Origin of the sequence: Paraburkholderia atlantica (assembly GCF_009362785.1) — a bacterium.
Taxonomy (GTDB): Bacteria; Pseudomonadota; Gammaproteobacteria; order Burkholderiales; family Burkholderiaceae; genus Paraburkholderia; species Paraburkholderia atlantica.
Map to the genome: position 1 here is coordinate 241,777 of NZ_WHNQ01000004.1, position 17,130 is coordinate 258,906.

Genomic DNA, 17,130 nt, shown 5'->3' on the forward strand with positions numbered 1-17,130 from the left:
GTTGGAACATGCGGCTCACGAATTGCCTTTCGCGCCGGTGTCCGCCGCCTTGCCGTGCGACTGCGCGAGCGCTGCGCTGTTCGGGTCGTCGTCGGTCGTCATCGGCACCATGTGCGCGCGCACCGCATCGCCGGGGCGCACACGCTGAATGCCGTTGACGACGATACGGTCGCCCGCCTTCAAACCGTCTTTGACGACGCGCAGATTGCCCTGCATCGAACCGGTCGTGATATTGCGATAAACGACGTGGTTGCCTTGATCGACGACCAGCACGAACTTCTTGTCCTGGTCGGTGCCGACGGCGGCATCGTCGATCAACAGCGCCGGATGCGGGGCGCTACCGCCCACCTTGACGCGCGCGTAGAGGCCCGGAATCAGTGCACCGTCCGCGTTGTCGAACTTCGCGCGCACGCGGATCGTGCCCGACGACGTGTCGAGCCGGTTGTCGACCGACTCGATCGTGCCGCTGCGCGAGTAGCCGGATTCATCGGCGAGACCGAGTTCGACCGGCACCTTGCCGCCGTCCTTCGCGCGGCTCAGGTATTGCAGATAGGTCTGTTCGTCCGCGTCGAACGACGCGTAGATCGGCGACACCGACACAAGTGTGGTCAGCGGCGCCGAGCTGGCGCCAGCCGACACGACGTTGCCGACCGTGATCTCCGCGCGCGACACGCGGCCCGACACCGGCGCGACGATCTTCGTATAGCCGAGATTGATGCGCGCGGTTTCGAGCGCGGCTTGCGCGGCCTTCAGGTTCGCGCTCGCCTCGCGCGCGGCGTTCTGCTTCTCGTCGTAGTCGCGCTTGGCGATCGCGTTGTCGACGATCAACCGTTGCGCGCGTTCCCAGTCGCTCTGCGTATAGCCGGTACGCGCCTGCGCGGCCGCGAGCTGCGCTTCCGCGCGATCGACTTCGGCCGCGTATGGACGCGGATCGATGACGAACAGCGTGTCACCCTGCTTCACCAGCGCGCCGTCCTTGAAGTTGACCGAGACGATCGTGCCTGGCACCTGCGAACGCACGTCCACTTTCTGCACGGCTTCGAGACGGCCCGAATAGGACTGCCAGTCGGTGATGGTCTTTTGCACGACGGTCGCTACATCGACTTCCGGCACGATGGTCGGCGCGGCCGGCGAACTCGCATCCACACGGATCGCGCCGAACGTGCCGAGCCCGGCAAGAACGACGACCACTAGCGCGGCAAGCGCCACGCGGCGGCGGGAAAGAGGAAGGATAGTCATGTGTAGCTCCCGGGTATTGTTGATTGAATTTCTGTTTATCGATGAGCGCGCGCATCGAAGCGCCACTGGAAAAAGCGCACCGCTTCCTGCAAAGCGGGCGGATGATCGGCGAGCGCCGCGTGCGACACGCTTGGAAAGCGCACCACCTGGGTCTGCACGCCCGCGTCGATCAGATTGCTTGCATACTTTTCAGCCTCGACGTGCAGCACGTCGTTCTGCGCGGTCGCGATCAGCGTGGCCGGCAAGCCCGCGAGCCGCGCCGATTCGAGCGGCGCCGCATACGGATGCATGCGCTGCGACGCTTGCGGCAGATACGCGCGATAACACGCGGCGCACTCGCGCGCGGTGATGTCCGAACCGAGCCGCTTCTCGTCGCCAAGCCGCGTCAGGCTCGGATCGAGCATCGGACCGAACAGCGCCTGCGCGCTGATCTGCACGTCGCCTCGATCGCGCGCGATGAACGCGAGACAATTGGCGAGTTGGCCGCCCGCGTCATGACCCGCCACCCCGATCTTTCTGCTATTGCCGCCAAACGCCCGCGACCGTGTCTGCACCCACAGCGCCGCACGATGCGCGTCTTCCGGCGCGGCTGGAAACGGAAACCGCGGCGCGAGCGAATAGCCAACCGACACCACGAGCGCCGGTAAGTGTTCTGCGAAATACCGCGCGGCGAAGTCCGCGCATTCGATCGAACCTTTCGTAAAGCCGCCGCCGTGAAAATAAAGCAATACCGGCAATGCGGTTTTTTTCGTCAGCCGATACAGGCGTAACGTAATGGGCTGAGCGTACCCATCGATACCCACGTCGGTGACTTCAAGTGTTGCGTCAGTGGCCTCAGCGCCAGTGTCTTCGGCGGAAACGCCGATGGAAACGGACGGGTACGGCGATTTGAATGCATCCATGTCGAGCCGCGCAAATGCGCATAGAACTTCAATGGTGCGAATTGTGGGTTCAGCAGACTCGCAAATAAATGCCTATAATCCGGCAACACAATTCGGTGCCTTTGAACAATCCCGTCGCGATTGTTTTCGCGGACTCCATTCCCGCCTGCGCACCTGCCCCTACTGGAGGTTTGCAATGGACCGGCTTCAGGCCATGCAAGTGTTCACGCGTGTCGTCGACACCAACAGCTTTACCCGCGCAGCGGAGACGCTCGATCTGCCGCGCGCGTCGGTTACTACGATCATTCAGAACCTCGAAGCGTTTCTCGGCACGCGGCTGATGCACCGGACCACCCGCCGTCTGTCGCTGACGCCGGATGGCGCCGCGTATTACGAGCGCTGCGTACGCATCCTCGCTGATGTCGAAGAGACCGAGGCGAGTTTCCAGAGCGGCAACAAGAAGCCGCACGGCAAGCTGCGCATCGACATGCCGGGCTCGATTGGCCGTCTGCTCGTGATTCCGGCGCTGTGCGAATTCCACACGCGCTATCCGGACATCGATCTGCAACTGGGCCTCACCGACCGGCCCGTCGATCTGCTGCAGGAAGGCGTCGATTGCGTGGTGCGCGTCGGCGCGCTGCAGGATTCGTCACTGGTCGCACGCCGCATCGGTCTGTTCGAGGGCGTGACCTGCGCGGCACCTGACTACATCAAGCGCGCGGGCATGCCCACTTCGCTCGAAGATCTCGAAAATCACAAAGCCGTCAATTACTTCTCGAGCCGCACAGGACGCACGATCGACTGGGCGTTCCTGGTGAACGGCAACGAGGTGGAAGTGAAGATGAAGAGCATCGTGTCGGTCAACGACGCGGATGCTTACGTGACCTGCGGACTCGAAGGCTTCGGCCTGATTCAGCCGGCGCTCTTCATGGTGCTGCCGCATCTGCGCTCGGGCCAACTCGTCGAAGTACTGCCGGAACTGAAGCCTTTGCCGATGCCGATTTCGGCAGTCTATCCGCACAGTCGTCATCTGTCGCCGAAAGTCCGCGTTTTCGTAGACTGGATTGCGGAGCTGTTCGATCGTTGCCCATTGCTGAGCGGCCGCGGCAGTCTCGACGCCACCTGCACGAAGCGCACGTTCGAGCAGCGCGAGTCCGCGCCGGCACTCGACACGCCGGTGATGTCAGAATGGGTCGCCTGAAGTGCGTTAATTGAAACAGTGAATTCCAGCCGCGGCGCCAATGCCGCGGCAACTGTGCAATCGGGTGGCTTCTGCAAGGCTCCGTCGCGATTGTTCCTGAATCGCGACAATTCATTTCGCAAAACCGCGATTTATCCGCCACGCGTCAACGTCTAAATTTCACCCTGTCGCAGCGCCATCGCGCTGCCAATGAATCGACAGGAGTGAATCATGAAACGCAATCTTTTGGCAGGCCTCGCCCTGTCGCTGCTCGTCAGCGTTCCGGCATTTGCGGAAGGCGGCAGTATCGGCCGTGCAGGAACCTATGACACGCAACCGGCGCCGAGCGCGAGCACGAAGACCCGCGCCGAGGTCAAGGCGGAACTGGTCGCCGCTTATCGCGACGGCTCGCTGCCCTCGCTGAACCGCACCTCGTATCCGAACAAAGGCCTGATCGGTCAGACGCAAGCCGCGCGCATCGCATTGCAGGAAGGGACGAACGGCGAAGTGACGCGCGTCGCGAAGGGCCAGTAACGAGTTAGCAGAAGTTGATTAGGAAACCGGCGCGCCTGTCGCACGAGAAGCGCGCGCCTCTTCATCAAGGAGCACATCATGACACCATCGGAACTCGATAACTGGGATACCGATACGCCCGTGTGGACGCCGTATCGCCCGGCACAGCATTGAGCGTTAGCTGTCTGTCGTTCACGGCACTCGCCGTTATGCGCCCGCGAAGTGGCTTCGCGGGCGCATTTGCATTGAAGCGATCGAAAGCGCAAGCCGTTTCTTGCTGACTGAGGAGCGTTCAATCGGTGCCGTATTTGGGTGAGCGTGGCCCGTACAGCAGTCCGTTCGGCGGCCCGGCATGCAGAAGCCGATAGCTCGTCACCCCAGCGATATCGTGGCCCCTGTCCGTCAGCGAATCCGCAACCTGCTTGATCGCTGCCGTGACGAGCATGCCGATCAGCCCACCGCCAGCATAGTTGTTGCCCTCATTGCTGTTGGCGCTCGCACTACCCTGCCATAGCACGTCACCGGTCTTGAGATCGACCAGCCGGGCGGATGCCGTGACGACTGTCGCACTGTCGACGACGTGGTACACGGTGCCGTACTGCGTGATCTTCGAATACAGGGCCGCGTCGGCACCGAAGATTTCGCGTAGCTTCGCGGGCGAGATCGCTTCGATCTCCGCCGCCATCGTCAGGCCGTTCTGCCTGAACGTTTCATCCATCACCGCCACCGGTATCACGTAGTAGCCGGATTCGGCGAGCGGCATCGTCATTTGCGAGAGCATGCTGTTGGTCGCCTGTACGTCCGCCGTTTTGTTGGTCGGGGGCAGCAACAGGATCGAGTGCGGCCGGCTGTTCCTGAATGCCGTGTAGTCGGCGTGCTTCACAGGTTGCGCGCACGCGGCCAGCAGTACGACAGTCGATAGCGCAAACCAGTGTTTGAGGGAAAGGATCTTGGACATGGTGGCTCGCTCAGGGCTGTTTCGGTTTCTTCATCAGGAAGTCCATGTAGGTCGTGGATTCCGGAAACAGCTGCTTCTCGGACTCGAATTCCTGCATGGCCTGGGTGTCGTTGCCGACACTCGCGAACAACATGCCCAGTTGCGCATGAAATCCGGGCGGCGGCGTGTGCCCCTTGCCCCGGATGACCTGGAGGGACTTTTCGAGCGCCTCGATCTGCTCCGGCGGAGCCTTTTCTCCCTTCAGATAGTCGTACACGGCCGGCTGGTAGCCGGTCCACTGGTAAAGCGGCTGGGGACTGTTCGCCGCGCATCCCGAGAGGAGCACGGCTGCCATCGTTACTTGCAAATAGATTCCCCGCATCATGCGGTTATGTTTCATTGTGAATCGCGTCATCATGTTTATTGCTGGTGCGGTGGGACGTGGATCGAACGCAATAGACCGGCACGCACTTACTGTGCGGCCTTGAGCGTCCCTGCATCGACCTGCTCGACCAGGTGATTGACGGCCTCCTGGATCGCCAGATCGAGCACCTTGCCGTTCAGTGTGGAGTCGTAGCTGGCCGTGCCGCCGAAACCGATGACTTCACGGTTCGAAAGGCTGAACTCACCCGCGCCCTGGCTCGACGCCACGACTTCGGATGTCGTCGTATCGACGACGTTCAGGCTGACCTTTGCATAGGCCACCTGACTCTTGCCCCGGCCGAGGATGCCAAACAGCTGCCGGTCGCCGACCTCCTTGCGGCCGAATTCCGTGACGTCCCCCGTGACGACGAAGCGCGCACCCTTGATCGACTGGTCCTTTTTGAGGAAGCCCGCTTCCTGGCGGATTTCGTCGAGGTTGTCGCGATCGAGCACATTGAAGCGGCCGCTCTGCTGGAGAGACGTGATCAGAATGGTTTTGGCCTGACCACCGAGACGGTCGACACCGTCCGAGAAGATGCCGCTCATGTAGCTCGAACGGTTGTCGAACTTGCCGACTGCAATGCCGATGGGTTGGCCCACAGCCGGTTTCTGGGCGCTGGCGACGGGCGATACCGGTAGCGAGCGTGAGGACTCGGTTGCACATCCGCCCAACGCCACGACAACGGCAATAGCCACGGTTCCCCGCGCATATGTTTTTGATATCTTCATTTTGTTTTTCCTCTTTGTTGAAACGACAGAAACCCCGATCGCGTCGGCGGGGAAAATTTCAGAATTGCGCGGTTACCTGAAAACCCAATACGACGCGTGCGGCATCGAATCCGGCCGGCATGTAGATCGGCGTGCCCGCGAACACGTCATAGCTGTATGCGCCGAGACGGGACGGCACAGAGCCTTTCACGCCAAACGCCGCGCCCGCGAGCTGCGTGCCCGCGAGGTTCGCCGCCGACGGTCCCCATAGGTGGCCATAGTCGAGACCGGCATACAGCACCTGTCCCGAAGCTCCAAGCGGATACTGAAGTTCATTGCGCCAGTAGAAGCCCTTTTCCGCCGCGAGCATCGTCTGGCCACTGAAGCCGCGCACCGTGTAGCGGCTGCCGATCGTCAGGTCGTCGATGTAGTTCAGCTCATCGTTGGTGAATTGGCCGTGTACGGTTCCCACGTAGCGAAGCAACTGGCCTGCCGCCTGGAACGGCACTGAGAGATTGGCGTCGAGCGTCGCCATGTGGAAGCGGTAGGTTGGGCCGCCCGGCGTGTCGGGCTGTGCGCCGAGCCAGCCGATCCCCTGACGGTAGGCGAGTGTTCCGTCGAACTGCGCCGCGCCGAAGTAATGCCGGTTAGTGAGACCCGCCTCGATGAAGGTGTTGTCGCGCTGCTGCTGCGGAATTTCGGTGCCCTCGATAAAGCTTGCCCCGAAGCGCTTGATCACTTGGAATTCGACACCCGATACATCGTTCTGGCTGCGGTGAAAGACACGTTCGAGCTTTAGACCGGCCGTCTGCGCATTGCCGCTTGCCACGAACGTGCCGTTGACCGCCGCGATCTGCTGGTAGTAGGTGTTCGTGTAGCCATACAGCGTGCCGGTCCAGTAGCCCCACGGCACCGAATACGAAGCGTTCCAGCCGTGTGTGCCGAGGTCGTGATTGCTGAACTGCAAGTCCTGGTTGTAACCGGCCGAGAGAATGTCGTTCAGGGCGAGCAGGTTATATAGTCCAAGCGTCACATTGCCGATATATCGGCCCGTTTCGTTCGTGCCCGAGTTGTCGGCCGACACGGCAAGCGACCATGGCTTGGAACGCTCGACGGCAATTGCCACGTCGCTTTCTCCGGGCGCGTCGCCGGGGACGATCTGCATGGTCGTGTCCTGATTGGGCACGCGCTTCATGTGCTCGAGTCCCTGTTCGAGGTCGCGAAGCTGGAGTAGATTGCCGTCGCGCGCCGGGAATGCTGTCTTCCAGGTGCCGCGCGTGGACGCGTCGGCGAACTTAAGATGACGGATGACGCCGGGCACTAGGGCGAGTTTTAGCATGCCCGTTGAAAGATCCTGCGTTGGCAGCATCACGCGCGTGGTGATGTAGCCGCGGCTCAGAATCTCTGCCTGCAGGCCCTTTGTGAGCACGTCGAGCCCCTTCTGGCCGACGCATCGGCCCTGGTAGTGATCGAGCCATTCGCGCGCGAAGGCGAAGCGGTCTCGCGGTAGCGCGGATGCGCCTTGCGAGCGGACTGGTTCCCGCAGCGTGGACGGCACGTCGAGCGCGAACGTATCGATGCGGAAACAGGGCGTTTCAGCTGGCAGTGCGGGCCTGCCTTCCCTCGCTGGTATCGTCGAGCGCACTGTGGGCGCAGCAACGGCCGCCTCGCGCTGCTGGAGATCCCGCTGCTGCTGCAGTTGGCGGTTCAGCTCGGCGTTGGCGCGGCCTGCTGCGACTTCGACAGGGGGGGTAATGGTCCGCTGCGCGTGAACAGCATCTTCCGCTAACGAGGCAGAGACTATCAACGGCAGAAGCGATAGCCTCTTGCTGATATTCATTCTTGTTCCAATTCATGAACTTGTTCCTCACGCGACGACGCGGGCGGATGAGGCTCACTGCCGCGTTGAACAACTATCCTTTCCAAGCTACTACATCAGCGAAGCTGCAAGGACTGACGGAATGTCTTCCGTAGATTCGATTGACATGACTGGGTCGTCATAACCTTCGATGTTCTCGTTTAACCACTGTTCGGTAGCGCGCTTCACATGAAACTTAACAACAACGCTCAGCTCATCGGCGCTAACAATCGCAATCAATATCGGCCTTGGCGCCGACGTATTCCAGCCCATCAAAACCTGAATGGCAAACTGTATTGCCTGCGCTAACGGCATCTTGTTCTCGTAGTCTTCGACGTGCACGGAGTTAACAAAACATTCATATGCGGTGCAATCGTAAAAGGTCGCTCTTCGCGCATCTTTTGCTAGCCCAAGAAGGGCTCGCAAAAGATAGCAGTCATCCCTCTGCTCAAATCCTAAATCTGCGATTGCCTTCAAAGATGGCTCAAGTAGCTGGTCAAACTTTTCCACCTTCAACTGCTTCTTCATTGCTGAGTTGATCTTCATCAGTTACCTCCGAGATATTTGTTAAGGCCCTTTTGAATCGCTGCACTGAAGCCGGGATCGCTCAGCAATTTGTTGACGGAGTTGGGCGCGTCGGGAAACGAATTTGTCGTCGGATCATACAAGTACTTATTGCCTGCATTGTCTTGATAGTGAATTTGCCCAGGTCGCTGGCCGGGGTTCGGATTTTCGACATCAATGCGCTCCTTGCCGTCCCCCTTCCAAATCGTCTTACTCGCAACTTGAGGACCATTCTCACCCAACATCGTAGTGACATAGTCAACCAGCCCCTCAGCCACGTTCACAACTGGCGGCATCTTGAAAATGTCGTCGATCACACCCGATCCCGAAGGCGTCGTCATCGGCGTGCCTGCCTTGATGGTCGGATCGAGCTCAGTGGCCGGATCAGCGATCACACCATCGCCCTTGCTGGCCGTTTCCCCCTTGAAGCCCGGCAGCTTGCCAAGTGCCTCCAGCCAGCCGGGCAACAACGAAGTCGACGGGACCGCCACAGAGAACTGGTTGTTTTCCCCTTCGATCTGTCCGGCACCCGTTGCGGTCGCCGCATTCACCCCTGACGCCGTGGCAATCCCCGCCACCAGGCTCGTCACCAGATTCTCCCGTGCCTGACGGTCCTCTGCCGACATCCCATCGGTTGGCGCGAGCAGGCTGCCCAGCACCGAACTCGTAGCCGCCCCCATCGCCCCCGCGCCACAACTCTGGCTGCTCGCCGCCGCACCCGCGCAACCGACGATCGCATGCAACGCCGCGCGCGCAGTCTCACTGTCGAGGCTATCGGCAATGTGCTTGACCCTGCTCGCGCCCAATTCCTGCAAGTACGCCACCGTCGCACTCTGCGCGAACTGCCCCATGCTGCCGGTCACGTTCCCGCCCGCCGCCACGCTCAACGCGGTCAGCACCTGCCGATACGAGCCCCCAGGCCCCCACTCGGCATTCAGCTGTTCAGCCTGCTGCTGCGCCGCTGCACGCTGCTCGGGTGTCAGGTTCGGATCATTCGCCGCAGCCTTCGCCGCATCTGCTTCCTTCGCCCGGTTGCTGACGAACGTGCCGACCTGATTGATGAACTGGCTCGTGATATCGAACCCGGCCTCGATCTTGTCCTTGTCGAAGATCGGTGCGATCGACCCCAGCGTATCCGACGTCTCGCGGCTGATGCTTGCCACCGCTTCATCGGCAGTCTGTCCGGTCAGTTGCTGCTGTGCGGCGCCGTCGGTAATCGTGACCGTCCCGCCGCTGATCGCGCTCCTCGTCGTACCGCTGGCATCGCCCGATGTGCTCATGACGATCGGCGGCGCCATCGAAAGGCCGCCGCTCTTCGGCAGCGTCGTACCGGGAACCGGATTGACGTTGTCGGCCTTACCAGCCTGGCTCTTGCCGATGTCGCCACCGTAACCGCCGCTGATGCCCACTGACTGCCCGCTGTATTCGGCCCGATTCTCGATGTCGCTATGCGTGAGCGTCGCGGTCGTCAGGCTGTTCACGCCGCGCTGCACGGCCGCATCGCTGCTGGAAATTACGGCCCCCCTCAGGTCCGTATTGCCCTTGACATTGATTTGGAAGCCGCCGTCGCCCGCACTGATCCCCGACTGCTCCGTCACGCTCGCATAGTTGCTGTTCAGCTTCTGCTGGCTGATGCTGCCCGCCACGCTGGATGCGCCGTAGCAGAGCGGCGGCACGCACACGCTCACCGACACGCCGCCGCTCTGCTGCTTCGAGTCGTAGGTGCTCGTGTCCTGCAGGCTTTCGATATTCAAATTGCCGCCGATATTGGCGATCACCTGCTGACCGTCCGCGACCGCACCCTTCAGGTTCGTATCGCCGCCTGATTGCAGCGTCAGCGTGTTGCCCGCGTCGACGTGCGTATTGGTCCACGTCGCATCACTGCCGTTGCCATTGCCCTTCGTGCCTGACACGCCCGCCTGGAACGAGATACCGTTCGACTTTCCGACGCCGAACGTCACGCCGATACTCGCGCTCGATCCGCTGTTCGTGCTCTGCTGGCTGTCGGTGTTCCGCGCTGCCTGAAGATTGAGGTTGCCTTCGGCATTGAGCGTGGCGTCATTGCCCGCCTTGATGTTGCTGCCAATGACATCGATGTTGCTGGCCGCTCCCGCGCCGGCTGCCGCGATCGTCAGGTTATGGCCCGCCGACACGGTGCTGCCCACGGCCGTAGTCGACGACGCCGTCGAGTTGCTGTTGCTGTGGCTCGTGCCCAGCGACACGTTGATGCCCACGCCCCCAACAGCCGTCGGGTCGCTCATGACCGCATCGTAGGCGTTCTTCGCGGCGAGTCCCGTCGTCGCAGCGGCGAGCGCATCGAGGCGCGCGTCGCCGTTGGTCTGCTTGACGTCCTTGCGCATCTGGTTCGCGGTCTGCACTGCCGCAATAACCGGGTTGCTGACGCCCGCGGAAATCGCGGTCTGTTTGAACGACTGCTGCTCGTTCTGCGTCGCGGTGTTCTGCGCCGCGTCAATGGTGACGGTCTTGCCCGCGAGGCTCAGGTCGTTGCCTGCGTAGATGGTACTGCCGGTCACATGCAGGTCATTGCCAGATGCGATGGTGACGTTGCCGTTCAGCGAGCCGACCATACTGCCCGTGTTCGCGACCTGGGTGGCCTGCTGCGCGTCCGTCGTGGTGCGCGTGCCGATCGTGTAGCCCTGCAGGCCGCCATCGAGCTGGTTCAGCGGATTGAGGCCCGACAGGAAGCCATATTCCTTCTTCTGATAACTACTCTGCGACTGCTGCGTGTCCTGCGACGTCGTGATGCTGACGTTGCCGATGGCGCCCAGCTTCACATCATTGGTACCGACCACGTTACTGCGCTGGATGGTCAGATTGCGACCGGCCTGCACAGTGACGGTATCGCCCGAGACCGTACTCGCCACACCGATATTGGCCTGCGTGGCCTGCATCGTATCGGTGGTCGATCCGCTGACGACACTGCCGCGCTTTGACTCGACGGCCTGATAGCTGTCGTGTTCTTCGCGGGCCTCGTTGATGGTGACGTTGCCGGATGCCGCGATCGTGGCCGTACCCGTGCCGTTATCCACGCCGTTTGTCATGCCGGCGGTCAGACTCGAGCCGGTGAGCGTCACATTGCCCTTGCCAGTATCCGTGCTGACCGCGCCGAGCGTCGCATTGCCGCCCGCAGTGAAAGTCGTACCGAGCGCGTGTTCGTCGTACGCGTGATCGACTTCCTTGCGCGAACTGCCGTCCGTCGCGACGTTGTTATAGGTCGCGGTGTTCGTAACCGTGGTCGCCGTTAGATTGCCGCCCGCGACGACCGCCATGTCACCGCCCGCCGTCACCGTTGCACCCATGAAGGTTGCATCGTTGCCGCTCTGCATCGCGAGGTCGCCACCGGCCGATATCGCGCTCGTCTGGTTCGTTGTGCCGCTCGCCTTCCAGTGATGCTGGTCGTTCAGCGCCAACGATTGCGTGGTCGTGGACTGCACGGCATCGACTTCGATATCGTGACCGGCGCTGATCGACGCATTGCCGCCCGCTTCGATGTTCGCGCCGTGCACCGTCAGGTCGTTGCCTGCGGCAATGACCATGTCGCCGGCCGAGGCGATGGAGCCCTGCGCGCCGAGCATAGTCTGGCCGACCTTGCTGTCACCGGCCGCCGAACTGATTCCAGTCGCGTCGACCAGCGTCGTGTTGACGATGTCGTGGCCCGCCAACACCGCGACACGGTTGCCGGTAATCAGACCCGATGCATTGACCACGTCGTTGGTCGCCGACACGACCGTCGTACCATCCATGCCGCTGCTCGCGATCGTGCCCGCCCGGTTCACGATATTGGTGCCCGTAACGACTGTCTGTGTACCGCCCCTGATCGTGCCGCTGTTGTTCACACTGCCCGTCGCGTGCAATTCAACATCGTCGGCGGCAATGAGCGCCCCCGTAGGCTGCAGATCGTTGGCGTGCATTTGTGCCAGATACACCTGCGGAACCAGCACCGATTGCGTCGTGCCATCCGGCAGTGTGACTGTCTGGCTGACCAGCCACACGATATCGCTCGTCAGCGCATCCATCTGAGCCGCACTCAGCGCGACGCCAACCGCCAGGCCAAACTGCTGCGCGACATTCACGCCCGCCGTCATCAGCGCCGTGTATTCGTCGAGGTTGCTGCTGTAGCCTTGCAGGTAGACGCGACCGGTGAGTTGCGTAACCTGGTTTTGTACTAGTTGCGCCTCATAAAGCCCGTCGCCGAGGCGCTTTTCCACGTTCTGCGGATTCAGGCCCAATGCGCGAAGCATGTAGTCGCTACTGATGAACTTCGTGTAGCTCGTAAAGCGCGGATCAGTCTCGACGAGGTACGGGGCGTTCGGTGCCGTACGAAGCGAATACAGGCCGCTCGTCGGCAGCGTGACATGTAGCGACCCGGAGCTGTCCGCGACCGTCCGTGGCGCGTTCGCTTTCTGGCCCGCCAGCGCCTGATTGGCGCCGAGCGTGCCGCCCGTCGCTCCGGTTGCCGAGTTCGCTGCCGCGACGTTGGTATTGTTGATGTCCGTGCCACTGATGACCACCGCCCTGTTCGCGATGATCGTGCCGCCCGTGCCGCCGATCGCCACCGGCGCGAGCATGACGGACGGTTCCACCACCTGGCCCACGTCCTGCGTGATGTTCTGGTTCCATGCGTACGTCGATACGATGTCCTGGCGCTGGTACTGGTACAGCGTCTGCCCGGTGTTGTTCACCTGGGTGCCGCCGTAGTTGCCGCTGCCCGACGGATCGAGCGAGCCATCCTGCGTGGTACTGCCGATCTGTATCGAGCCGCCCGCCGCAATCGCGCTGTGGCTGTTGTTCAGCGTGCCGATGTTCGCGAGCGTCATGTCACCGCCCGCAAGCAGCTGACCCTGCTGTGCCTGCGCGCCCGTTACCTGATCCTGCTGCGTGGTGGTCGTCGTATCGCGTGCGTACTCGACGCGCTGGTAGCCCTTGTGTCCGTCGCTGCGGGTTGCGTACTCGGTTGACGGCAGGTAGTTGATATTCGGGTTGTAGTCGTCCCAGTAGTTGACGGTGATCGTGCCGTCGCCGTTGGTCGTGATCGAGTTGTACCAGATCGTCTGCTGCGTGCCATTGAAGTTCACAACGAGCACATTGTCCGTCGGATTGGGGCCCGCCGTTTGTGAAATGATCTGCGAAGCGGAGAACGTCGTGTCGATCGGCGCAATGTAGCCGTTATCCCACATCGACTGCGAGCAGTAACCGCTCACCGCATTGCCTGTTGCACAGGCCATGTATTTGCCGCGCTTGGTCTGGTGGACCGTGTCGACGTCGGTAGTCACGGTCTGAACCGTCGGCGCGGGCCGCGAGTTGGTCAGCGTCTGTGCGGCGATTTCGAGGTTGCCCTGTGCCTGGATCGTCGACTGGTCGTTCGTGACCGTGTTCGAGCGGTTGGACAGCAGGCCGTTTGCGTCGCGCGTGCCATCCGCTGCGAGGTTCACGTCGCCGAGGCTGAAAATATTCGCGCCGCCCGTGTTGGAAATATCGCCGGGCGAATAGAGGTTCACTTGCGCCGCTGCGGCAATGATCGCGGCCGCGCCGGCATTCGCCATGGACTGGCTACCGGTCAGCGTCACCGTATTGCCGATGATGGTCGCCGTATTGGTCAGCGTTGCGCTATTCGTCGTGACCGTATCGCCCTCGATGCGGCCTTCGTTGGTGATTGCGTTCGTTGCATTGACGGTCGTGCTGGCCGAGTTCAGGTCTGCGCCCGCCTGGTTGTCGACGTTCGCCGCATTCACCGTCAGCGCATTCACCGCGCCCAACGTGCCCCGGTTCGTCAGGTTGCCCGCGACCGTGAAGCTAAGATTGCGGTTTGCCTGGATCTGGTTGGCAGCATGGTTCACGTAGTCGCCATTGACCGTCACCGTGCCATCCCGACCTGCGATGATCGTGCCGTCGCCCGCCAGCCCGTTCGTCGTGAGCGTGAGGTTCTGATCGCTGCCGATCGCGCCGTTCTGATTCCTGAGGGTGCCGGTCGTGATGGCGACGCTACCACCGCTGCCCTGGTCGTTGCCGATCCTGCCCGAGGTGTTGTCCAGCGACGCGGTATCAAGACTGACCACGCCATTGCCATGGATCGAGCCGTTCACATTGGAAGCCGCCGCGCCTGCACCGTTGAGCGTCAGGTCGGTCGCGCCCGATAGCGTACCGTCCGAATTGTCTACGGACTGCGATACGTTAACGGTCAGGTTGTTGCCCGCGACGATCTGGCCACCCTGGGTATTCGACAGCGACGCGCCTGAGACCACGACATCGCCGTTCCCGCCGATGACCCCTGCGCCCGCTACGCCGCTCCCATTGCTGTTCGTGATCGATCCAGCACTGACCGTCGTCGCGCCCGTACCGGTATTGGCGATGCGGCCCGAAGAATTGTCGAGCGATGCGCCGGAAATCTCCAACGCTGCCGTGCTACCGTTCGTGCCGATCTGCCCACCCACATTTGTGACCGCACCTTGTGCGGACACCGATGCGTCGCCATTCGACTGGATGAGGCCCGCCGCGTTGTTCAGTGTGCCGCCTGACTGCGCGGCCAGTGCGCCGCCCGCGATCAGCGAACCGCCGCCATTGTCGATGCTGCCGCCCGACACCGACACGTCGCCGTTGCCCCCAATCAGGCCGCTCGCTGTGTTCGTCAGCGTGCCCAACGCAGTGACGATTGTCGTACCCGTACCAGCGTTGGAAATGCCGCCACTGTCATTCGCTACGCTCTGTGCCTTGATGCCTAACGTGTCGTCCGCCTGCACGGCGCCGCCGGCGTTGCTGAACGCCCCGGAGTCGGCAATCGATACGTCGCGGGCGCTGATCTGCCCACCCGCACTGTTGTCCAGCGAGCCAACCCTGAATGCCGCCGACGACTGCGCCGCCAGCGTGCCGCCCCGGTTCGATACAGGCCCTGCCTGAACGTCGAGCGAGCCATTGGTGGCAAGCGTGCCGCCATTGTTCGACAGCGAGCCTGTCTGCACGGACAGCGTGCCGGTGCCCGAACTGGTGATCGTGCCGTCGTCGTTGAGGATCCTGGCAGGGCTCAGCACCAGATCGGCGCTGTTGGTCTGCAATGAGCCGCGGGTGTTGTCAAGCGTGCCGGAGACGGCAACCGTAATCGGCCCGGCGCCGGTCTGCGTGATCGTGCCGCTGCGGTTCGTGAGGTTGCCTGCACGGATCACGAGTTGCGGCGCGTTGAAGGTGCCACCGCTGTTGTCGAGCGTGGCCGCCGCATTTGCCGTAATGGACGCGCCTGCACCGGTGATTGCGTTGACGAGGCTCAGGTTACCGTCCCTAGCTGTCAGCGCGAGCGCCGTACCTGCCCACGTCTGCGCATTGGCCAGATCGAGCGACGCCCCATAAAGCGTCACGTTACCCGGAGCGACGTTCTGGCCCGTAGCGGACAGCAGCCCCGCCGAGGTCACCGACAGATTGCCACTGCTGCCCAGGCTGCCGTCAGGATTGACGCCCGCGCCGAGCAGCCCCGTCGAGGCGACGCTGCCCGCCGTCGCATTGAGGTCCTGCTGCGCCGCAAGCGTTCCGGAATTCGTTAGCGCGCCTGTCGCGCCGATCGTGGTGTTCCGCTGCCCGTAGATCGTGCCGCTATTCGCGACGCTCGCCGCATCGATACCGATGCTGCCGCTTGCGTTCATCGTGCCGGACTGCACGAGCTGGCCTGAACTCGTCAGCGTGAGGTCGCCCGCCTGCGCGGCAATCGTGCCTGCATTGGCCACGCCGACACCCTTCTCCGTACCGACCAGCGTGATACGGTTCGCGTACATGCCGCCGAGTTGCGATACGTCGATCGACACGCCCGGCGCGGCTCCGCTTCCAGTGATGGGCGTCGCGCTCAGGCTCGCGTAATCGACGCTGTTCGCACCCGTGACGACGTTCAGCGTATTCGCGTAGATCGCCGCATTCGCCCGCACCGCGCGTGCGATGATGTCCACCTGATCGATATTCGAGGTGTTCAGACCCGCACCCTGAACCGTGATCGTGCCGCCCGTAACGTTGAACCCGGTGAGGTTGCCACTGCCGTCGATCAGCGGATTGCCGGTCGTGAGGATGCCGCGCGAGGTATTGATGAAACCGCCACCGTCCACAACCAGCCCCGATGAATTGGCGATCACGACAGCCGCCGCTTTCTGGCCCGCAACCTCGACATAACCGCGCAGCAGCGACGGATTATTGCTATTGACCTGATTGACGATAATTTTCGCGGCGTCGTTCGGTCCGAAATTCGAATTACCGTTAATCTGCCCCGCCAATTGCGTACCCGTTATAACGGGTGAATTATTGAGAATCGCGCCATTCTTCTGGACGTCGAACTGTGAATAAGTGTTGAGAGAAACACCCGCACCGGACGGTTTATTGATATTAACCTGCGGCAGGCCGTTTGCCGTGCTGATTACGCCAGGCGCATGGGTACCCGATGGGACAATCTGCGCGTCAGAAAGCGCGGGCGCGAGTCCGCACAGCACCAGCACGGCAAAGGCCGCATGACGCATTGCAAACAGTGTGAACGACTGTAACCCGACCGATAAGCCGGTTTCACCGCGACTGGAGTTTCCGTGACCGGTCGCAGTTTCTGCAACGGCAGTGAGCATACCCCGAAGCTTGCTGAACACAAGCCGATAACAACGGTTATTCATTGCTTAAACCTGTGATGCCCGATGAAGCCGTGCGCAATGCAACGGCATCAAAAGGTTATCAAGGAGAGCAAATGGCAACTACGAGACAATTCTGAATTATTCTGAATTTGTCGATATTTAACGATCGTAGTTATCCACCGTTTTTTCAGAAAGTCAACGCTTCATCAAATCCACGCCTT

The 17,130-nt window shown here is 61.8% G+C and carries 10 protein-coding genes; 2 read left to right on the top strand and 8 right to left on the bottom strand.

Going from position 1 to position 17,130, the window contains the following annotated elements:
- Window positions 1-15 precede the first annotated feature (15 nt).
- A complete protein-coding gene (locus GCT19_RS07750; RefSeq protein ID WP_013092190.1) occupies window positions 16-1,239 on the bottom strand; it encodes an efflux RND transporter periplasmic adaptor subunit in 1,224 nt (407 codons plus the stop codon).
- A gap of 35 nt (window positions 1,240-1,274) precedes the next feature.
- Window positions 1,275-2,141 carry an alpha/beta hydrolase gene (locus tag GCT19_RS07755; protein WP_013092191.1) on the bottom strand — a complete coding sequence of 289 codons (867 nt, stop codon included), beginning with the start codon at window positions 2,139-2,141 and terminating at the stop codon, window positions 1,275-1,277.
- A gap of 175 nt (window positions 2,142-2,316) precedes the next feature.
- Between GCT19_RS07755 and GCT19_RS07760 the strand changes: the two genes are divergently transcribed.
- Together GCT19_RS07760 and GCT19_RS07765 are read left to right on the top strand one after the other, a co-directional pair.
- Window positions 2,317-3,321 (top strand): LysR family transcriptional regulator, encoded by a 1,005-nt coding sequence (locus GCT19_RS07760; RefSeq protein ID WP_013092192.1) that lies wholly within the window; start codon window positions 2,317-2,319, stop codon window positions 3,319-3,321.
- A 210-nt stretch (window positions 3,322-3,531) separates the two neighbouring features.
- Window positions 3,532-3,834, top strand: a complete 303-nt coding sequence (locus tag GCT19_RS07765; protein ID WP_013092193.1) for a DUF4148 domain-containing protein — start codon at window positions 3,532-3,534, stop codon at window positions 3,832-3,834.
- A gap of 271 nt (window positions 3,835-4,105) precedes the next feature.
- Here GCT19_RS07765 and GCT19_RS07770 read toward each other — a convergent pair whose 3' ends face one another.
- From GCT19_RS07770 to GCT19_RS07795, 6 genes are all read right to left on the bottom strand, one after another.
- Window positions 4,106-4,771 (bottom strand): DUF799 domain-containing protein, encoded by a 666-nt coding sequence (locus GCT19_RS07770; RefSeq protein WP_018434207.1) that lies wholly within the window; start codon window positions 4,769-4,771, stop codon window positions 4,106-4,108.
- Window positions 4,772-4,781: 10 nt separating this feature from the next.
- Window positions 4,782-5,150, bottom strand: coding sequence for a DUF4810 domain-containing protein (locus GCT19_RS07775; RefSeq protein WP_227717653.1), 369 nt, complete (start codon window positions 5,148-5,150; stop codon window positions 4,782-4,784).
- A 71-nt stretch (window positions 5,151-5,221) separates the two neighbouring features.
- On the bottom strand, window positions 5,222-5,902 hold the full coding sequence (locus tag GCT19_RS07780) for a CsgG/HfaB family protein (protein WP_026228448.1): 681 nt from the start codon (window positions 5,900-5,902) through the stop codon (window positions 5,222-5,224).
- Window positions 5,903-5,960: 58 nt separating this feature from the next.
- Window positions 5,961-7,721, bottom strand: coding sequence for a ShlB/FhaC/HecB family hemolysin secretion/activation protein (locus GCT19_RS07785; protein WP_018434204.1), 1,761 nt, complete (start codon window positions 7,719-7,721; stop codon window positions 5,961-5,963).
- A gap of 90 nt (window positions 7,722-7,811) precedes the next feature.
- Window positions 7,812-8,285, bottom strand: coding sequence for a hypothetical protein (locus GCT19_RS07790; RefSeq protein WP_018434203.1), 474 nt, complete (start codon window positions 8,283-8,285; stop codon window positions 7,812-7,814).
- Window positions 8,285-16,951 carry a hemagglutinin repeat-containing protein gene (locus GCT19_RS07795; protein WP_152851548.1) on the bottom strand — a complete coding sequence of 2,889 codons (8,667 nt, stop codon included), beginning with the start codon at window positions 16,949-16,951 and terminating at the stop codon, window positions 8,285-8,287. Before GCT19_RS07795 ends, GCT19_RS07790 begins: the two co-directional genes overlap by 1 nt.
- Between the last annotated feature and the right edge of the window lie 179 nt (window positions 16,952-17,130).

Coding starts and splice junctions, on each gene's coding strand:
- GCT19_RS07755 (WP_013092191.1), bottom strand. CDS start 2,141: ATGGATGCATTCAAATCGCCGTACCCGTCCGTTTCCATCGGCGTTTCC.
- GCT19_RS07760 (WP_013092192.1), top strand. CDS start 2,317: ATGGACCGGCTTCAGGCCATGCAAGTGTTCACGCGTGTCGTCGACACC.
- GCT19_RS07775 (WP_227717653.1), bottom strand. CDS start 5,150: ATGAAACATAACCGCATGATGCGGGGAATCTATTTGCAAGTAACGATG.
- GCT19_RS07790 (WP_018434203.1), bottom strand. CDS start 8,285: ATGAAGATCAACTCAGCAATGAAGAAGCAGTTGAAGGTGGAAAAGTTT.
- GCT19_RS07765 (WP_013092193.1), top strand. CDS start 3,532: ATGAAACGCAATCTTTTGGCAGGCCTCGCCCTGTCGCTGCTCGTCAGC.
- GCT19_RS07780 (WP_026228448.1), bottom strand. CDS start 5,902: ATGAAGATATCAAAAACATATGCGCGGGGAACCGTGGCTATTGCCGTT.
- GCT19_RS07770 (WP_018434207.1), bottom strand. CDS start 4,771: ATGTCCAAGATCCTTTCCCTCAAACACTGGTTTGCGCTATCGACTGTC.
- GCT19_RS07750 (WP_013092190.1), bottom strand. CDS start 1,239: ATGACTATCCTTCCTCTTTCCCGCCGCCGCGTGGCGCTTGCCGCGCTA.
- GCT19_RS07785 (WP_018434204.1), bottom strand. CDS start 7,721: ATGAATATCAGCAAGAGGCTATCGCTTCTGCCGTTGATAGTCTCTGCC.
- GCT19_RS07795 (WP_152851548.1), bottom strand. CDS start 16,951: ATGAATAACCGTTGTTATCGGCTTGTGTTCAGCAAGCTTCGGGGTATG.